The sequence below is a fragment of the Tenacibaculum discolor genome, from assembly GCF_003664185.1.
Taxonomy (GTDB): Bacteria; Bacteroidota; Bacteroidia; order Flavobacteriales; family Flavobacteriaceae; genus Polaribacter; species Polaribacter discolor.
In genome coordinates this window covers 79,054-95,620 of sequence record NZ_RCCS01000006.1, presented here as the reverse complement: position 1 = coordinate 95,620, position 16,567 = coordinate 79,054, and the positions used below count along the sequence as shown (strand labels likewise).

Sequence of the window (16,567 nt, the reverse complement as noted above, 5' to 3'; positions counted from 1 at the left end):
TATTCAATCAAAAATATGATTTTTGACCTCAATAATTAAAAAAAATTAAAAACTATGAAAAAAATACTTTTTGTATTCAGTATCTCTTTTCTTCTATTTTCTTGTTCAGACAGCAATGATTTGGTAGAAATTTCAAATGATGACCTTGTAGGTAAATGGAACCTAATTGAATTGACCTCAAATGTAACTAACAAATTTTCTTATCAAGGAAATACTGTTAAAAGTACAACATCTATTTATGGTAAAAATTATAATTTTTCAATGACCTTTTCTGATAATCCTAATGAATATTCTACTGAAGGATCTCTTACTATTGTTACAGAAACCAATACTAATGGAGAAGTAGAAACTCAAGAAATAGAGTCGGGTTCTATTATGGATTTAGAATCTGGAGAATGGGAAATTAAAGGAAATAAACTTATTACAAAGAACAATGATGTTTCTTCTGAAATAATTATCGATTCTTATACTGAAAATAAGCTTGTTTTAAAACAAAAAATAAATGAAACCCAAACAGTTCAAGGTGTTGGGGTGGAAATTGTAGGTAATGCTACAGTTATATTAGAAAGATAAGTTTCTAACATATATTAAAAATTACAAGACCGTTTGAAAAATATTTTTCAAACGGTCTTTTTCTTCATTAAAAGTTTAATAATTCACCTTTTGTTTGTGCTAAACGTATGTTTTACAACCTACTATAAACACTATGCTTTACGAGTATTTATGGCTAAAATATGTAGTTAAAAATAAACCGTAAAATTATTTGATAAATAAAGTAGGGTTATTCAAGTCCTAGTTGTTTTTGTAGGTGTTATTTTATAAATCAAAAGCATATAAAACTATGAAAAATTTATTTTTCCTTTTTACAATTACATTATTATTCTCTTGTTCAGATTCTGTTGAAATTCCTATTACAGAAAACACTTCGTTTATAGAACTTGAAGGTACATGGAATTTAACTAGTTTAACTTCTGAGTATACAACTAAAGTTACTTCGCGTGTTTTATCATACGACAGCAAGTCTAACATTCATGGAGAAGATTATAACTTTTCGTTTAACTTTTCACAAAACTCTAATAAATATACAACCAAAGGAGCTGTGAAAATAGTAACTAAAACAAAGATTAATGATAAGGTAGAAACTACAAACCATAATGCAACTGCTATACAAGGTTTAAGTGCTGGTAAATGGGAAGTGAAAGGAAATGAACTAATATTTAAAAACGGTAATAGTAATGTAATACAATCAAAATTTACTGTTGAGTCATTTTCTAAAAACAGAATGGTGTTAAAACAAGATTTATCTGAAAATAAGGTTGTAGATAATGATGTTATTAAAACAGAAGGAACAGCAACAATTGTTTTAGAAAGATAACATTTTATACTTTTTATTAAATGCCGTAAGACCGTTTGAAAGTTATTTTTCAAACGGTCTTTTTTCTTTGTTTAACAAAAATTTACCATGTTCTTAAAACATTTTTAAGACTGCTTGGTGGTTTATTTGTGATATGAAAAAATTGTTACTTGTTCTTTTTACTTGTTTCTCTTGTATTGCTATCGCGCAAAACACACCTAAAATTATTACTGGTACTGTGTTTATAGATAGTATTGCTACACAAGATGTACATATTATTAATAAAAAAATGGCCATTGGTGCGGTTTCTAATGAAAATGGACGTTTTGAAATTTTAGCTGCAGAAAATAATACCTTATTAATTTCTCACCTTAACCTAGAGTATAAAGAGGTTACTATTACTAAAGAGCATATAAAAGCTAAAAATATTGTAATTTTTGTTGATAGTAAAACACACATGTTAGATGAGGTTGTGCTAGAAAGACAAAAAAGTATTTTAGAAATTGATAACGATATTCTTAGCAATGCTCCTATTGTTAATGCAAAAACCCTAAAACTCCCCTATGCTAATGTTATACAACCAAAAGATGAAAAAACAGTAAAAATTCAATCGGGAGTAGCAATTAATTTAACTGGCCTTATTAATGCTTTAAATGGAAAGAACAAGCTAAAAAAACAATTAAAAAAGGCAACTATTGAAGATAAAAATATTGAAAAAATTAGAAAGCACTTTACCGATGGCTTTTTTGTACAACAACTAAAAATAAAGAGAGAAAGCATTAATCAGTTTTTGCAAGCGTGCATTTCAAAAGGAATTATAAACCTATATAATAAAGATAAAGTTTTAGAGCTTACAGCTGTTTTAATTGAAAATAGTAAAACTTCCCCTTACCTATTAGAAAATGAAAATATAAGAGTTACCAAAAAATAATTGCATGATTAAACAACTACCCATCATACTTTTACTTCTTATTACGTTAGGTGCTACTGCCCAGAAAAAAAGAAAGTTCTTATACGGGGTTTTAAATGATGAAATTGGTGCTATACCCAATGCTCATATTATCAACCTAAATACCAAGCAGGGTACATTTAGTACCGATTTAGGTAAATTTAGAATATTGGCAAAGCCTAACGATACCTTACAGGTTTCGTTTGTAGGATACGAAACCAAAAAAGTTAAGGTTACGAGTCTTCATTTTGGAATGGAAGAAAACGAGATTAAACTGATTAAAGTTCCTTTTGAATTGGATGAAGTGGAAGTTAAAAAACATAACTTAATAGGTTCTATTGCTATTGATGCCAAACAAACGCCCAAAGATATTGGCATGGAAAAAGCTAAAAGAGCTTTGGATTTTTCTATGATTGATTTTCAAGACCCTATTATTATGCCTATTGATGAGATTGATAAAATGGGGGTTCCTAATATGAGAAAAGTAACTGACCCTACTGCTAAATTTGCTGGTGTTGGAGGCGCAATTAGTTTAGGGAAAAATAATTATTCTGAACAGCTAAAAAGAACCCGAAAAAAAATAAAATTTAAAGAAAGCTTTCCTAAAATGCTACTCTCAGAATTTGGAGAACATTTCTTTTATAAAGAACTTAACATACCTAAAGATAAGTATCTCCATTTTTTAGAATTTTGTAATCCCTTAGGTATAGAAAAATTATATAAAGAGAAAAAGCTTTTAAAAGTGATTGCTATCTTACAGCAAGAAAGTAAGAGCTATTTAAAAGTAATTAGTAATAACTAAGCACATGAAAAATATACTCCCTTCAATTATTTGTCTGTTTTTTATAATAAAAACTACAGCACAAGAAAGCAGAAAATTCTTTTACGCTACCATACAAGATGAAGTAAGTGTCGTTTCTAACGCACATGTTATTAACCTAAACACTAAACAAGGAACCTTTACTAATAACAATGGTGAGTTTAGGATTTTAGCCAAAGTAAGTGATACTTTACAAATTTCGTTTGTTGGTTATGAAACCAAAAACGTTGTGGTAAACATAAATAACTTCGGAATACAAGAAAATTACATTCAACTAAAAAAAGTACCTATTGAACTGGATGAAGTAGCGATAAAAAAACATAATTTGCTTGGATATATTTCTTCGGACACAAAACATATAAAGTCTGAAAAAGAAATTAATGCCGAAACATTAAACCTGCCCTTTGCTGGTTCTAGAATACTTACTTCTGCTGAAAGGAGGCTACATACTGCTACTTCAAGTTATGGAGGAATAATACCTGTAGATCTATTGCTAAATTGGATGTCTGGAAGATTAAAAAAACTAAAAAAATTTAAAGCTATTGAAGACAGAGAAAAAAGAATAGAAAATATACGTAACAACTACCATATAGTTATTGAACATGAAATAAAAATACTAAAAGAGGATATTGACAGATTCATTTACTTTGCCGAATCTGCCGATGACTTCAATACTCTTTATTTAAATAATGAAGTAGCAATGATTACATTTTTACAGCAGAAATCAGAAGAATTTAAAAAGCTAAATCCTAAAAAATATAATTAAAATACCTCTTCCCTATTTGGTTATTTAAGTTACGCTTTCTTAAAATATTTTGTACCTTTAGGTGTATACTAATCTAACCTTATAAAGTACCATGAAAAAAGTTCTAATAACCTTATTGTTTTTATCTCAATTAGTATTCTCTCAAGAAGAACGAAAAACACTTTTTGGAATTGTTTATGATGAAAACGGTGTGTTAGAAAATGCTCATATTGTTAACTTTTCAACAAACCAAGCAACATTTTCTAATGATAAAGGAGAATACAAACTTTTTGCCAGACCTACCGACTCTATAAGGTATAGTAGTATAGGTTATAAAACCATATATGAAAAGCTTACCAAAGCTGATTTTAATACTTATAGAAAAAGAACCACTCTTGAAAAGCAAGACTATGAGCTAGATGAAGTTTTACTAAGAAACAATGAACTTTCAGGAGAATTAGCCAAAGACCTTAAAAAAGTAAAACAAGATAAAAACTTAGAAATCGCAAGTAAAGCTACCAACTTTTCTAATGTTAACTATACTAATTATCACTCAGACGATTATATAAGCAAACATGTAAAGCCTAATGTGGTTAGAGTCGATCCTACTAAAGCTTTTGAAGGTATGGGTACTACCAATACGTTTCCTGTAAAAGACTCAGAAAAACTATGGAAACTTCGTAAAGAATTAGCTTTTAAAGAAAGTATGCCTGCAAAACTACTTAATGAACTAGGTGAAGACTTCTTTTTTGTTGAGCTTGAAATTCCTGTAGATAAGTATTATCACTTTTTAGAGTATTGCAATCCGTTAGGCATAGAAAAACTCTACCAAAACCGCGAAGTGTTAAAAGTGATTAAAATTTTTAGAAAAGAACATACAGAATACCTTAAAATTATTGGAAAACACTAATTTGGCGCAATAATTGATTTTTAATCAACCATGAAGAAAGTTATCATCCTTTTATTAGTACTTCCATTACTACTATCATTTACCTTACATAAATACTATGTTGCGTTAACTGAAATTGAATACAGAGAAGATACTCAAAGTGTACAAATGATTATGAATGTTTTTATGGATGATATTGAACTGGCCATAAACAAAGATTATAACACTAATCTTCAAATTGCTACTAAAAATGAGTTACCATCTATTAACGAATACTTTTATAAATACTTAAAAGCTCATTTTAAGATTAATATAAATGATGATGAAAAAGCCTATAAATTTATAGGTAAAGAATATGATGGTGACATTGTTTACTTTTATTTAGAAATTGAAAATGTTTCACTCCCAAAAACAATAAAAGTAGAAAACGATATTTTAGTAGATCATTTCCCTGATCAACAAAACCTTATTAAAGCAACTGTTAAAAAAGAACGTAAAAGTTTGTTTTTATCGAGTGATAATGATAAAGGTTTGTTAAATTTTTAATAAACCTTCTTTTTTAGTAATAAGATTTCATTAACTTTCCGCTTATTTATTCAAAAACTAATAAGCATATAATGAGAAAATATTCTACGCTATTATTCTCGGCACTCTTTGTATCCGCTTCCTTATTTGCCCAAGAAGCTCCTAAAAAAGAACGCCAGCAAGGTCATACCGACCAAAACAAATTTCGACAATTAAAAGATGTTTTAGCAACTCCTAACGATCAACGTACAGCATCAGGAGCGCCAGGTCATGCATACACGCAACAAAAAGTGGACTATGTAATGAGCTTACGTTTAGATGAAGCTACAGACAGGTTATACGGAGATGAAGATATTACCTACCACAATAACTCTAAAGACCATTTAGAGTATTTATGGTTACAGTTAGATCAAAATATGAGAGCTCCAGATTCTAAATCGCCTTTGGCAGAATCTAAAGGAGCTAATGGTTTTCAAACTCCTGATAAATTTGTGAGTGAAAACATGGACAAGCCAAAAGCTTTCGGTTTTAATATTGAAGCTGTAAAATATGCTGATGGTAGAGACTTACCTCATACTATTAATCGTACTATGATGCGTATAAACTTACCTAAACCATTGGCACCAGGTGAAGTTTTTAAGTTTAGAATTAAATGGAACTACTTAATCAACAATTCTGTTGAAGACGGTGGTCGTTCTGGTTTTGAATCTTTCCCTGACGGAAATAAAAACTACACCATTGCTCAGTTTTTCCCAAGGTTATGTGTTTATAATAATGTTGAAGGATGGCAAAACATGCAGTTCTGGGGTCGTAGTGAATGGGCTTTAGAATTTGGTGATTACGATGTAAAAATTACAGTTCCTGCTGATCATATTTTAGAGGCTACTGGTGAATTACAAAACGAAAAAGAAGTCTTAACAAAAGAACAACGCAAGCGTTTTGAAAAAGCTAGAAAATCGTATAAAAACCCTGTATTTATTGTAACGCAGGCTGAAGCTGAAGCAAACGAGAAAGAAGGAACTACAAAAACTAAAACTTGGCATTTTAGAGCAAACAAAGTTCGTGACTTTGCTTTTGCTTCGTCAAGAAAATATATTTGGGATGCAATGGCAGTAAACATCAACGGAAAAGATGTGATGGCTATTTCATTATATCCAAAAGAAGGAAATCCTTTATGGGAAGAGCATTCAACTCGTGTTGTTGCTAATACTTTAGAAGAGTACTCTAAAATGACTTTTGATTACCCATATTCTAAAGCTATTTCTGTACACGCAAAACGTCAAGGAATGGAATATCCAATGATTTGTTTTAACTACGGACGTCCAAATCCTGATGGAACATATTCTGATAGAGTTAAAAACGGAATGATTGGAGTAATTACTCATGAGGTTGGTCATAACTTCTTCCCTATGATTGTAAATTCTGATGAGCGTCAGTGGACTTGGATGGATGAAGGGTTAAACTCTTTTGTAGAAATTTTAGCTGAATTAGATTACGATCCTAACTTTAATACTGGTAACTTACCTAAGGATATTGTTCGTTACATGAGTTTAGATCAGAATAAGTTAAGCCCAATTATGTCTCAAGGTGATTATGTGCATAATTTTGGACCTAATGCTTATACTAAACCAGCAGCAGGTTTATATATGTTACGTCAAACAATTATGGGACCTGAATTATTTGACTATGCTTTTAGAACATACTCTAAAAGATGGATGTTTAAGCACCCTACTCCTGCTGATTTCTTTAGAACAATGGAAGATGCTTCTGGTATGGACTTAGATTGGTTCTGGAGAGGTTGGTTCTATACAACTGATTATACTGATATTGGAATTAAAGAGGTTAAGCCTTTATATTTAACTAATAAACCAAATGAAGAAACTAAGAAAATACAACAGCAATACCCTTCTTACTTTGCTCAATTAGGTAAATTAATATACTTAACAACTGATAAAAAAGATGCTGATAAATCTGAGGTAGAAGCATACATCAAAGAGTTACCTTCTGATAAAAAAGCTAGCTTAAAAGAGATTCCTAACTACATGTATCAGGTAGAGTTTGAAAAACCAGGAGGTTTAGTAATGCCTATTATTGTGGAGTTAACATATGCTGATGGTACTAAAAAACGTGAAACCTTCCCTGCTCAAATATGGAAGAAAGATGAACGTAAAGTATTCAGAGTATTTACTTCTTCACAAGAAATTAAAAGTATTGTTGTAGATCCTGATTTAGAAACTGCTGATATTGATACTTCAAACAACAGCTGGCCTAAACAAACAACAAACAAGTTTGATGCTTTTAAAAACAAAGCAAAAAATTAATAAGGTTATAAAAACCTAGTCATAAAAAAAAGCAGCCTTTAAGGCTGCTTTTTTTAACTTATCATCTTAATTATTATTATTTACTAAATAACTTATTTACTTCTTCATAAGTAAGTAATTTAGAAACTGTCATAATATCTGGATCTCTGCTTACATATTGTTGAATTTGTAACATAACAACTCCGTCAACCTTTGTATATTTTAACCAAATTACATCCCCGTTTGCTTTAATTTTATAAGGATCTCTTGGGTTTTCTTCAAAACCTTTTACGATTATTTGGTGTAGTTTTTCTACATCATTATCTAAGTTTTTAAAAGAAAAATGAACATACTCGTGAATAGGATCGTTAATATTCTTATAATAAAAGTTATAAGCTTCATTTCCTATTTTCTCTAAATAAACATACTCTATCTTTCCTACTATTTCTGTTTTAGTAGTTTCAATAAATTCAATTTGAGAATACGAAGCTACAGAGAATAAAAGACCTGTTAATAAAAGTAGTTTTTTCATAAAATTCAAGGGTTTAAATTTGATATTGTTTTTAAGTTTTTAAATATAACTAAAACAACAACGTTTTTTACCTATAAAAAGTATTTTATCTTTTTAATTATCGTCTAAGTTCTTTTCTTTTATCTGGACATTATTTACTAAAGTAATCTGTATATAGACTAATAACACTCTATAAACCATTAAAAAAGAACAAAACAAGCTGCTGATTAATAGCTCAAAATATTTAAATATTTTTTATTTTGCAGTTCCTATTAATTCTTTAACTCCTCCAATAAATCATGTTAAAACAAATTTCGTTTCTCTTCTTAGTATTTTTTACTTGTTTTGTTTCTTTCTCTCAAACAACAAAGAAGTATAGCGAGAGTGATTTAAAAGATTTTAAAAAAAAGTTCTACTTGAATAGAGAAATTGGTGTTGATAGCTCTCTATATTACATGAACAAACTTTTACAAAGTAATAATGTTGCTTACAAGACTTTTGGATATGCTGCTACAGAATATTTAAAAGTAAGAGAAAAACAGCCTATAAACATTCCTTTTAAAGATAGTATAAATAAGTATCTACCCAAGATAGCCAAAACCAATAAAAATTTTCCCTTACTATTCGATATCCATATATTATTAGGTAATTCTGATAAAAGAAAAAAGTTAATTAAATCTGCTTTACAAAATTATATAGCAGCTGAAAACTACGCTTTTTTAGCTAAAGATATTGAGCGAACTATTAAAATTAAAGGTAATATAGCGCTCATTTATCAAGATATGGGAGAGTTAGACAAAGCTCTTAATAAAGCAAAAGAAACTCTTGAACTTATAGAAATAAATAAAGAAGCTCTTTCTAATAAGTACTATAGTAGTAAGTATAAAAGAATGTTTAATGTTGCCGCTATTTATGCTACCTTATATAAAAATGATAAAAAGAAACAACAATATGCAGACTCTTCATTACATTACTATAATTCCATACTAAAAACAAAAGAGTTTAATCTTAATAGCTATTACACTGGCAAAGTTTATTATGGCAAGGGGACTATTTATACCTTAAAAGAAGAATACTCTAAAGCCAGTTCTTTCCTTGAAAAAAGCATAGAGTTATTTGAAAAAAGTAAATCACAGTCATACTTGTATAAAGGTTATTATAATAATGCCTATAATTATTACATGTCTAATAATCTAAACAAAGCAAAAGAGAACTTTCTAAAGGTTTTAAAAATAAAAAAAGACACAATTCTAGATTACAATTATTTACACACTCATTATTATCTTTCTAAAATTCACTCTAAGCAAAATAAAATAGACTCTGCTAAATATCATTTAAACACTTTTATTATTGATTATGATAAACTTACTTCAAGAAAAAAACAGCAAATCAATGGAGCTTACAAGATAGATCTTGATAAAAAAATAAAAGAGTTAAAAGAATTAAAAGAATACATTGCTAACAAAAGTTTTTATTACAGAACAATTTTTATAATACTAATCCTCACCCTATTGATTATTAGCTTCCTAGTTGTTAAAAACTCTAAAGAGAAAAGAAAAGCTAATGAAAAACTAGATGAATTATTAGCTAAAATCTCAAAAAAAGAAGACTTAAATGAAAAATCTTTTTCATCACCTAATACCGTAAAAATAAAAGATGAACAACATCAACAAATTATTAATGGTTTATTAAAAATAGAGGAGAAAAAATACTTTTTAAAAGAAGAGTTTAACCTGTATAATGCGGCAAAAAAAATAGGCACTAATACTACCTACCTATCAAAAATCATTAAAGATTATAAAAAAATGAGTTTTAATGATTATACAAATGAGTTACGAATTAATTATATTATTGGAGTATTAAGTAATGACAAGAAAGTGAGATCTTATACAACTCAAGCTATTGGAGAAATAGCTGGATACAAGAACTCTAAGTCCTTTACTCGAATTTTTAAAAAACATATAGGTATAACTCCTTATCAATTTATAGAAAAAATTAATAAAGAGTTATAATGTTATAATTATTTGTAAATACTAAAAACTTTGTACTCATAGCATTTATCTTTACTATCCTCTCCAGGAGGTGGAGGTAAACAATCTTCTTCTCCATCTGTATCAGGTCCACCAAATACTTCTGTGTTTGGTTTTGCAATTGGGTCTCCTGCAAATATTTTAAATTTTTCTTCTGATGTTAATTCATACTTCATTAACGACTCAATAGATAAGCATTTCATAAGTTTTAATTTTTCTGTTTAGGTAAAGTTAATTTTTTTTATCAGTTCTTTTTCACTTACACATACATCACTCCAAAACAAAACAACAAACAACTCATAAACAAGCACTTAAACACTTTTTTATAGTGCTATTTTTTTTAAATAGTACCTGCTTTTTTCTTAAATAGTCACTTAACATGCTTCTTTTCCTTTGCTAATCTCACAATATTTGTGATACATAATTCTTAAATGCGGAACCTGAAAAGCATATAATAGAGTAAGGAAAATTAAATTAATTAACCATGTTAAAATCAATTTCAAGCTTAGGAAACGTTTTGAATAAATCAGAACAAAGAGAAGTTAATGGAGGTCAAATTGTATGTCCTAGAGGAACTTATTTAAAATGTGACTGGATAAGATGCTGGTGTGAGCCAGAATATACTGAAAAACCTTTTGAAGATTTTGATCATTAAAAACAAATAACTAAAACTAATCAATCATGTTAAAATCAATTGCAAACTTAGGAAACGTTTTGAACAAATCAAAACAAAGAGAAATCAATGGAGGCCAAATAACTTGCCCTAGAGGTCAAGTATTAAGATGTAACTGGTTAGGTTGCTGGTGTGAGTTTGAGTATGCTGAAGAACCTCTTGAAGACTTTGATCATTAAAAAGTTAATAACTAAAATCTATTAATTATGTTAAACTCAATTTCAAAATTAGGAAACGTTTTGAATAAATCAGAACAAAGAGAAATTAATGGGGGAATACTACAATGTCCTGATCATACAGTATATACATGTATAGGTACACCTCCTATGGTATCTTGTTGGTGTCAACCTTATTTTCAACCAGGTGATGAAATAGCTACTAGATAATCAAGTAACTTGTTAAAATTAAAAAGCCACTTATATCTTAATAAGTGGCTTTTTTTTATAAACTATACAAGTTTCTTAGCATTCTTAACTTTTTGCTTGGTAAGTGCAATATCAATTACCTCACTCATATCGGTTACATAATGGAATGTTAATCCTTTTAAATAACTTTCTTTTATTTCTTCTATATCCTTTTTATTATCAGCACACAAAATAATTTCTTTGATGTTTGCTCGTTTTGCAGCCAATATTTTTTCTTTAATACCGCCAACTGGAAGTACTTTTCCACGTAACGTAATTTCACCTGTCATAGCTAATTTATTTTTCACTTTACGTTGCGTAAACAAAGATACTAAAGAAGTTAGCATAGTAATACCAGCACTTGGTCCATCTTTTGGAGTTGCCCCTTCTGGTACGTGAATGTGTACATCATACTTATCTAATACTTCAGGGTTTATTCCAAACTCCTCCGCATTAGATTTAATATACTTCATTGCAATTGTTGAAGATTCTTTCATTACCGTACCTAAGTTACCCGTAATTGAAAGGTTACCTTTTCCTTTAGAAAGAATAGATTCAATAAATAAAATATCTCCTCCAACACTTGTCCAAGCCAATCCGGTAACTACTCCTGCTACATCATTACTTTCATATTTATCACGTTCTAAACGTGCAGGTCCTAAAATAGTTTCTATATCTTCATTCGTTAAAACAACATTGTACTCCTCCTCCATTGCTATAGACTTTGCAGCGAAGCGAACTACTTTTGCTACTTGTTTCTCTAAACCACGAACTCCAGATTCTCTTGTATATCCTTCTACTATTTTCTCTATTTGCTTTTTACCTACCGTTAAATGCTCTTTAGATAATCCGTGCTCTTTTAACTGTTTAGGAAATAAGTATTTTTTTGCTATTTCTACTTTTTCTTCAATAGTATAACCTGTAACATTAATAATTTCCATACGATCTCTCAATGCCCACGGAATTTGATTAATATTATTAGCTGTAGCAATAAATAATACCTTAGAAAGGTCGTAGCCTACTTCTAAATAATTATCATAAAACGATGTATTTTGCTCTGGATCTAAAACTTCTAACATAGCAGAAGAAGGATCTCCTTGATGACTTTGACTTAACTTATCAATTTCATCTAATACAAACACTGGGTTTGAAGTCCCTGCCTTTTTAATATTTTGAATTAAACGACCTGGCATCGCTCCTATATAAGTTTTACGGTGTCCACGAATTTCGGCTTCATCACGTAAACCACCTAAAGACATACGTACGTACTTACGCCCTAGTGCTTCAGCAACCGATTTACCAAGCGATGTTTTACCAACTCCTGGAGGTCCATATAAACAGATAATAGGCGATTTCATATCGCCTCGTAACTTAAGAACAGCCAAATGTTCTATAATACGTTCTTTTACTTTCTCTAATCCGAAATGATCTCTATCTAAGATTTTTTCAGCTCTTTTTAAATCAAATTTATCTTTTGAATACTCTCCCCATGGTAACTCCAACATTAACTCTAAATAGTTACGTTGAACACCATATTCGGCCATTTGAGGATTCATACGTCTTAAACGGTTTAACTCTTTTTCAAAAGTTTCTCCAACCTCTTTATTCCATTTCTTTGACTTTGCTTTAGCACGCATTTCATCTAGCTCTTGCTCATGAGAAACACCACCTAACTCATCTTGAATAGTTTTTAACTGTTGGTTTAAGTAATATTCACGTTGTTGCTTATCTAAATCAGAACGTGTTTTAGATTGAATATCATTACGTAATTGTAATTTTTGAAGCTCTTTATCTAAGTTCTTTAACGTTAGTAGCGCACGCTCTTTTAAATTGTCTTTCTCTAACAATACTTGTTTTTGCGATACGCTTAACTCCATATTTGATGAAATAAAATTCACCAAAAATGAACTTGACTGAATGTTTTTAATTGCAAACGATGCTTCTGAAGGTAACATAGGGTTTTCTTTAATAACCTCTAATGCCAAGTCTTTAATAGAATCGATAATTGCATCAAACTCTTTTTGATCGTCAATTTCTCGTTCATCAACAGCTTCTTTTACCTTTGCTTTTAAATAAGGTTCTTCTTGCGTAATTTCTTCAATTTCAAAACGCTTTTTACCTTGAATTATCACAGTTGTATTACCATCAGGCATTTTTAACACACGTAATATTTGTGCAACCACACCTGTTTGATAAATATCATCTATTCCTGGATCTTCTACTTCACTATCTTTTTGCGCTACTACTCCTACAACTTTATCTCCCTTGTTAGCGTCTTTAATTAACTGAATAGACTTATCTCTACCTGCTGTAATTGGTATTACAACTCCTGGAAATAAAACTGTATTACGTAATGGAAGAATTGGTAACTCTTCTGGAATACTTTCTCTATTTATTAACTCTTCATCTTCTGGTGTTAGTAATGGGATTAACTCAGAATCTTCATTAAAAACATCTTGAAGCGACAAATTGTCTAAATGTAATATTTTTGATTTGCTCATATCTTATTTATTCTGTCATAGTGGCACTTTTAATTTTTCACTTAAAATAAAACCACTTTTTTAAAATCATAAATCACTGATAAACAAAAGAATACAAACACTCTAATATCTATCATACTATCTATATTTCAATTCTTATGCCAACAAAAGCTATAAATAACTTAATTTGTAACTTATTTTATTTTGAATCGTCTTATTAATATCTTACTTCAACAAAAACTAACCAGAAAAATGAAATTTAAATTTTTAATTCTTTCACTTATACTATTATTTGCTAGTTGTTCTTCTAAAACAAACTCTCCTGAGTTTACAGAAAAAGCAGCTGGACGTTATTATTTTAATGCTGATGAAATTATAGAAGTTACTTTTAATGAAGATAATAAATTGCTTATAAAATGGCGTAATCAAGATTTAGAGCCTTTAAAAGTAAACGATTCTTCTTTTTACGTTAGAGAATTGAATGAGAAACTAATTTTTAATACATCTGAAAACAAAATAGAATTAGCTGAAAAAAGAGAACACGATGATGAAAAATATGTTTTCAAGAAGCTAAAAAAAGGAGAAAGAACACCTAGTGAATATTTAACAGAAGGTAACTTTGAAGCTGCTTTAAAAGGTTATAAAGCTATTAAAGAAAAAGATAGCTTAAATCCTGTAATTAGAGAAAGAAACTTAAACAGATTGGGATATCAATATCTTAGAAAAGATGAATTTGAAAACGCAATTAATGTTTTTAAAATCAACATTGAATTGTATCCTAATAGTTCTAATACCTACGATAGTACTGCTGATGCTTATGCTAAAATGAAAGATACTATAAAAGCTATTGAATACTATAAAAAAGCACTAGCTATCAATCCTGAAAATAGTAGTTCTAAACGAAATTTAGAAAAACTAACTTCAAAAAATGAAGAATAATGGAAAAGCTAAAATACCCTATTGGTAAACCTGAGATACCAAACAATATTTCTTCTGAAAATATTGCTAAATGGATTGAAACCATAGAAGACTTCCCAAAAAGACTAAACAAGTTAGTTTCTGATTTATCCGAAGAACAATTAGATACTCCATACAGAGAAGAAGGTTGGACAATTAGGCAAGTGATACATCACTGTGCTGATAGTCATCATAATTCTTATACTCGCTTTAAATGGGCTCTTACTGAAGATAAACCAGTTATAAAGGCTTATTTTGAAGATCGTTGGGCTGAATTATTTGATTCTAAAACTGCTCCTATTCAACTTTCGTTAGATACTCTAAAAGCATTACATGCCAAATGGATTTATTTCTTAAAAGGGTTAACTCAGGATGACTTAAACAAGTCGTTTATCCATCCAGATGGAAATGAAGAAGTAAGTTTAAAAGAAAACATTGGTATTTATGCTTGGCATTGTAACCATCATTATGCACATATTGAACAATTATTAATTAGAAAAGGCTGGTGTTAAAAGACATGATAAAAAATCATTTGTTATTTTTTTAAAATAATAGAGAGCATTTTAAACCTTTGATGAGCTTCAATTGTGCTTGCTGTATTTCCTGGTATAATCATAGAGTCTCCATTTTGCAAGTTAGTAAATACTTCATCTACCAATACTTCTGCTGATCCTTCTATAACTTGAATAAATGTTGAAAAAGGAGTTGGCTCTGGCTTATATATTTTACCATAATCCAAAGCTAGTACTATAATATCGTTTGTTTCAGCGTATGATATATGTTCAATTACTATAGTGTTCGAAACATAATGTAACTTATCTTTTATATTATAACTTATCAACTTCTTAAATTCATCATTTTTCATGTAATATAAAGGTTAAAATTGAACTATAAGTTACGTTGAAATGATCAATTATTTATTACATAAAACCTACTTTAAATTACATATATCACAGATTTTTATATAAAAAAAATCGTTTTGAGCTAAAACGATTCTTTTATTAATGATTATTATAAAAACTAGTTTTAAAGAGTAGCTTGGTAGTTAGCCTTTAAAATACCTATTACCTCACCACGATCCTTATGTAGTTTAGTTTCTAGTCTTTTAAATAAATCTACTTCTCTTCCTGATTCAAATTTCACATCTTCTTCTGTTAATTTAGGATACTTATCCTTTAATGCTTTAGACTGTTTACCCCAATCTCCACTAAATTTAAAAAACTCATTTGTTTTTTTCTGCTCTCCTTTGTTTTCGGTTTCCATGATTACATAATTTAAAATAATGCTGAATTACATTTATACAAAGATGGTTCTAAATAACACTAATTCTATTACATAATCAAAGTATTATATTACATAAATCACAGATTTTCAAGGTTTTTACTTCTCTTTTTTCCTGTTTTTTTAAAATAAGAAGGTGAATGTCCTGTTATTTTTTTAAACTGATTAGATAAATGAGCCACACTACTATAGTGCAATCTGTAAGAAATCTCAGTAAGATTTAACTCATCATAAAGTATAAGTTCCTTGGCTTTTTCTATTTTATGTTTTATAATAAAATGCTGAATTGTAATCCCCTTAACCTCTGAAAACAAGTTGGATAAATACGTATAATCATATCCTAATTTTTCACTAATAAAATCAGAGTAATTAACCTTAGGTACTTCCTCTGAATAGTGTATCATATTAATAATTGTGTTCTTTATCTTATCAATGAGAATACTTTTTTTATCATCTAATAACTCCAAGCCAGAAACTGCTAAATTAGATTTTAACTGTTCTTTTTGTTTTTCAGTAAGTTTTTCTTGAGTTTCAACCAAACCAAGCTCAATATTGGTATAATGAAGTCCAAGTTTTTGCAACTCTTGTTTAACCATTAGTTTGCACCTTAAACTTACCATATACTTTACATATAGCTTCATCGTGTTTT

The 16,567-nt window shown here is 29.2% G+C and carries 20 protein-coding genes; 14 read left to right on the top strand and 6 right to left on the bottom strand.

The window, feature by feature from the left end:
• Window positions 1–54: 54 nt before the first annotated feature.
• The 8 genes from C8N27_RS06610 to C8N27_RS06575 all read left to right on the top strand — a co-directional run bounded on the left by C8N27_RS06610 (window position 55) and on the right by C8N27_RS06575 (window position 7,603).
• On the top strand, window positions 55–573 hold the full coding sequence (locus C8N27_RS06610) for a lipocalin family protein (protein WP_121146736.1): 519 nt from the start codon (window positions 55–57) through the stop codon (window positions 571–573).
• Between the two features lie 268 nt (window positions 574–841).
• On the top strand, window positions 842–1,375 hold the full coding sequence (locus C8N27_RS06605) for a lipocalin family protein (RefSeq protein ID WP_121146735.1): 534 nt from the start codon (window positions 842–844) through the stop codon (window positions 1,373–1,375).
• A gap of 133 nt (window positions 1,376–1,508) precedes the next feature.
• Complete coding sequence (locus C8N27_RS06600) at window positions 1,509–2,285, top strand: carboxypeptidase-like regulatory domain-containing protein (RefSeq protein WP_121146734.1); 777 nt, start codon at window positions 1,509–1,511, stop codon at window positions 2,283–2,285.
• A 4-nt stretch (window positions 2,286–2,289) separates the two neighbouring features.
• On the top strand, window positions 2,290–3,105 hold the full coding sequence (locus C8N27_RS06595; RefSeq protein ID WP_121146733.1) for a carboxypeptidase-like regulatory domain-containing protein: 816 nt from the start codon (window positions 2,290–2,292) through the stop codon (window positions 3,103–3,105).
• A 4-nt stretch (window positions 3,106–3,109) separates the two neighbouring features.
• Window positions 3,110–3,889 carry a carboxypeptidase-like regulatory domain-containing protein gene (locus C8N27_RS06590; protein WP_121146732.1) on the top strand — a complete coding sequence of 260 codons (780 nt, stop codon included), beginning with the start codon at window positions 3,110–3,112 and terminating at the stop codon, window positions 3,887–3,889.
• 91 nt (window positions 3,890–3,980) lie between these two features.
• Window positions 3,981–4,778, top strand: a complete 798-nt coding sequence (locus tag C8N27_RS06585; RefSeq protein WP_121146731.1) for a carboxypeptidase-like regulatory domain-containing protein — start codon at window positions 3,981–3,983, stop codon at window positions 4,776–4,778.
• Window positions 4,779–4,808: 30 nt separating this feature from the next.
• Window positions 4,809–5,303 carry a DUF6702 family protein gene (locus C8N27_RS06580; protein WP_099214523.1) on the top strand — a complete coding sequence of 165 codons (495 nt, stop codon included), beginning with the start codon at window positions 4,809–4,811 and terminating at the stop codon, window positions 5,301–5,303.
• Between the two features lie 71 nt (window positions 5,304–5,374).
• Window positions 5,375–7,603 (top strand): M1 family metallopeptidase, encoded by a 2,229-nt coding sequence (locus C8N27_RS06575; protein WP_121146730.1) that lies wholly within the window; start codon window positions 5,375–5,377, stop codon window positions 7,601–7,603.
• A gap of 76 nt (window positions 7,604–7,679) precedes the next feature.
• On the opposite strand, the gene C8N27_RS06570 is transcribed toward C8N27_RS06575, so the two are convergent.
• The gene (locus C8N27_RS06570; protein WP_099214525.1) at window positions 7,680–8,114 is read right to left on the bottom strand and encodes a hypothetical protein; all 435 of its coding nucleotides are present in this window, start codon (window positions 8,112–8,114) and stop codon (window positions 7,680–7,682) included.
• A 395-nt stretch (window positions 8,115–8,509) separates the two neighbouring features.
• Between C8N27_RS06570 and C8N27_RS06565 the strand changes: the two genes are divergently transcribed.
• Window positions 8,510–10,105, top strand: coding sequence for a helix-turn-helix domain-containing protein (locus tag C8N27_RS06565; protein WP_167444731.1), 1,596 nt, complete (start codon window positions 8,510–8,512; stop codon window positions 10,103–10,105).
• Window positions 10,106–10,113: 8 nt separating this feature from the next.
• Here the strand turns inward: C8N27_RS06565 and C8N27_RS06560 are convergent, their stop codons facing one another.
• A complete protein-coding gene (locus tag C8N27_RS06560) occupies window positions 10,114–10,326 on the bottom strand; it encodes a hypothetical protein (RefSeq protein WP_099214527.1) in 213 nt (70 codons plus the stop codon).
• 281 nt (window positions 10,327–10,607) lie between these two features.
• On the opposite strand from C8N27_RS06560, the gene C8N27_RS15885 reads away from it, so the two are divergent.
• From C8N27_RS15885 to C8N27_RS06555, 3 genes are read left to right on the top strand one after another with little or no spacing between them, the layout of a single operon-like run.
• Complete coding sequence (locus C8N27_RS15885) at window positions 10,608–10,778, top strand: hypothetical protein (protein WP_164723413.1); 171 nt, start codon at window positions 10,608–10,610, stop codon at window positions 10,776–10,778.
• 26 nt (window positions 10,779–10,804) lie between these two features.
• Complete coding sequence (locus C8N27_RS15880) at window positions 10,805–10,975, top strand: hypothetical protein (protein ID WP_167444730.1); 171 nt, start codon at window positions 10,805–10,807, stop codon at window positions 10,973–10,975.
• 27 nt (window positions 10,976–11,002) lie between these two features.
• Window positions 11,003–11,182 (top strand): hypothetical protein, encoded by a 180-nt coding sequence (locus C8N27_RS06555; RefSeq protein WP_121146727.1) that lies wholly within the window; start codon window positions 11,003–11,005, stop codon window positions 11,180–11,182.
• Between the two features lie 62 nt (window positions 11,183–11,244).
• Here C8N27_RS06555 and lon read toward each other — a convergent pair whose 3' ends face one another.
• Window positions 11,245–13,701 carry an endopeptidase La gene (gene lon / locus C8N27_RS06550; RefSeq protein ID WP_121146726.1) on the bottom strand — a complete coding sequence of 819 codons (2,457 nt, stop codon included), beginning with the start codon at window positions 13,699–13,701 and terminating at the stop codon, window positions 11,245–11,247.
• A 231-nt stretch (window positions 13,702–13,932) separates the two neighbouring features.
• Here lon and C8N27_RS06545 point away from each other — a divergent pair, with 231 nt between their 5' ends.
• Both C8N27_RS06545 and C8N27_RS06540 read left to right on the top strand, forming a co-directional pair.
• The gene (locus tag C8N27_RS06545) at window positions 13,933–14,619 is read left to right on the top strand and encodes a tetratricopeptide repeat protein (protein WP_099214530.1); all 687 of its coding nucleotides are present in this window, start codon (window positions 13,933–13,935) and stop codon (window positions 14,617–14,619) included.
• Window positions 14,619–15,149 carry a YfiT family bacillithiol transferase gene (locus C8N27_RS06540; protein WP_121146725.1) on the top strand — a complete coding sequence of 177 codons (531 nt, stop codon included), beginning with the start codon at window positions 14,619–14,621 and terminating at the stop codon, window positions 15,147–15,149. The genes C8N27_RS06545 and C8N27_RS06540 overlap by 1 nt, the downstream gene beginning before the upstream one ends.
• A gap of 23 nt (window positions 15,150–15,172) precedes the next feature.
• On the opposite strand, the gene C8N27_RS06535 is transcribed toward C8N27_RS06540, so the two are convergent.
• The 3 genes from C8N27_RS06535 to C8N27_RS06525 form a co-directional block, all read right to left on the bottom strand.
• Window positions 15,173–15,502, bottom strand: coding sequence for a cupin domain-containing protein (locus C8N27_RS06535; protein WP_099214532.1), 330 nt, complete (start codon window positions 15,500–15,502; stop codon window positions 15,173–15,175).
• Between the two features lie 161 nt (window positions 15,503–15,663).
• Window positions 15,664–15,900, bottom strand: a complete 237-nt coding sequence (locus C8N27_RS06530) for a hypothetical protein (RefSeq protein ID WP_121146724.1) — start codon at window positions 15,898–15,900, stop codon at window positions 15,664–15,666.
• A gap of 98 nt (window positions 15,901–15,998) precedes the next feature.
• Window positions 15,999–16,559: a helix-turn-helix domain-containing protein gene (locus tag C8N27_RS06525; RefSeq protein WP_099214534.1), complete on the bottom strand. Its 561-nt coding sequence runs from the start codon at window positions 16,557–16,559 to the stop codon at window positions 15,999–16,001.
• Window positions 16,560–16,567 lie beyond the last annotated feature (8 nt).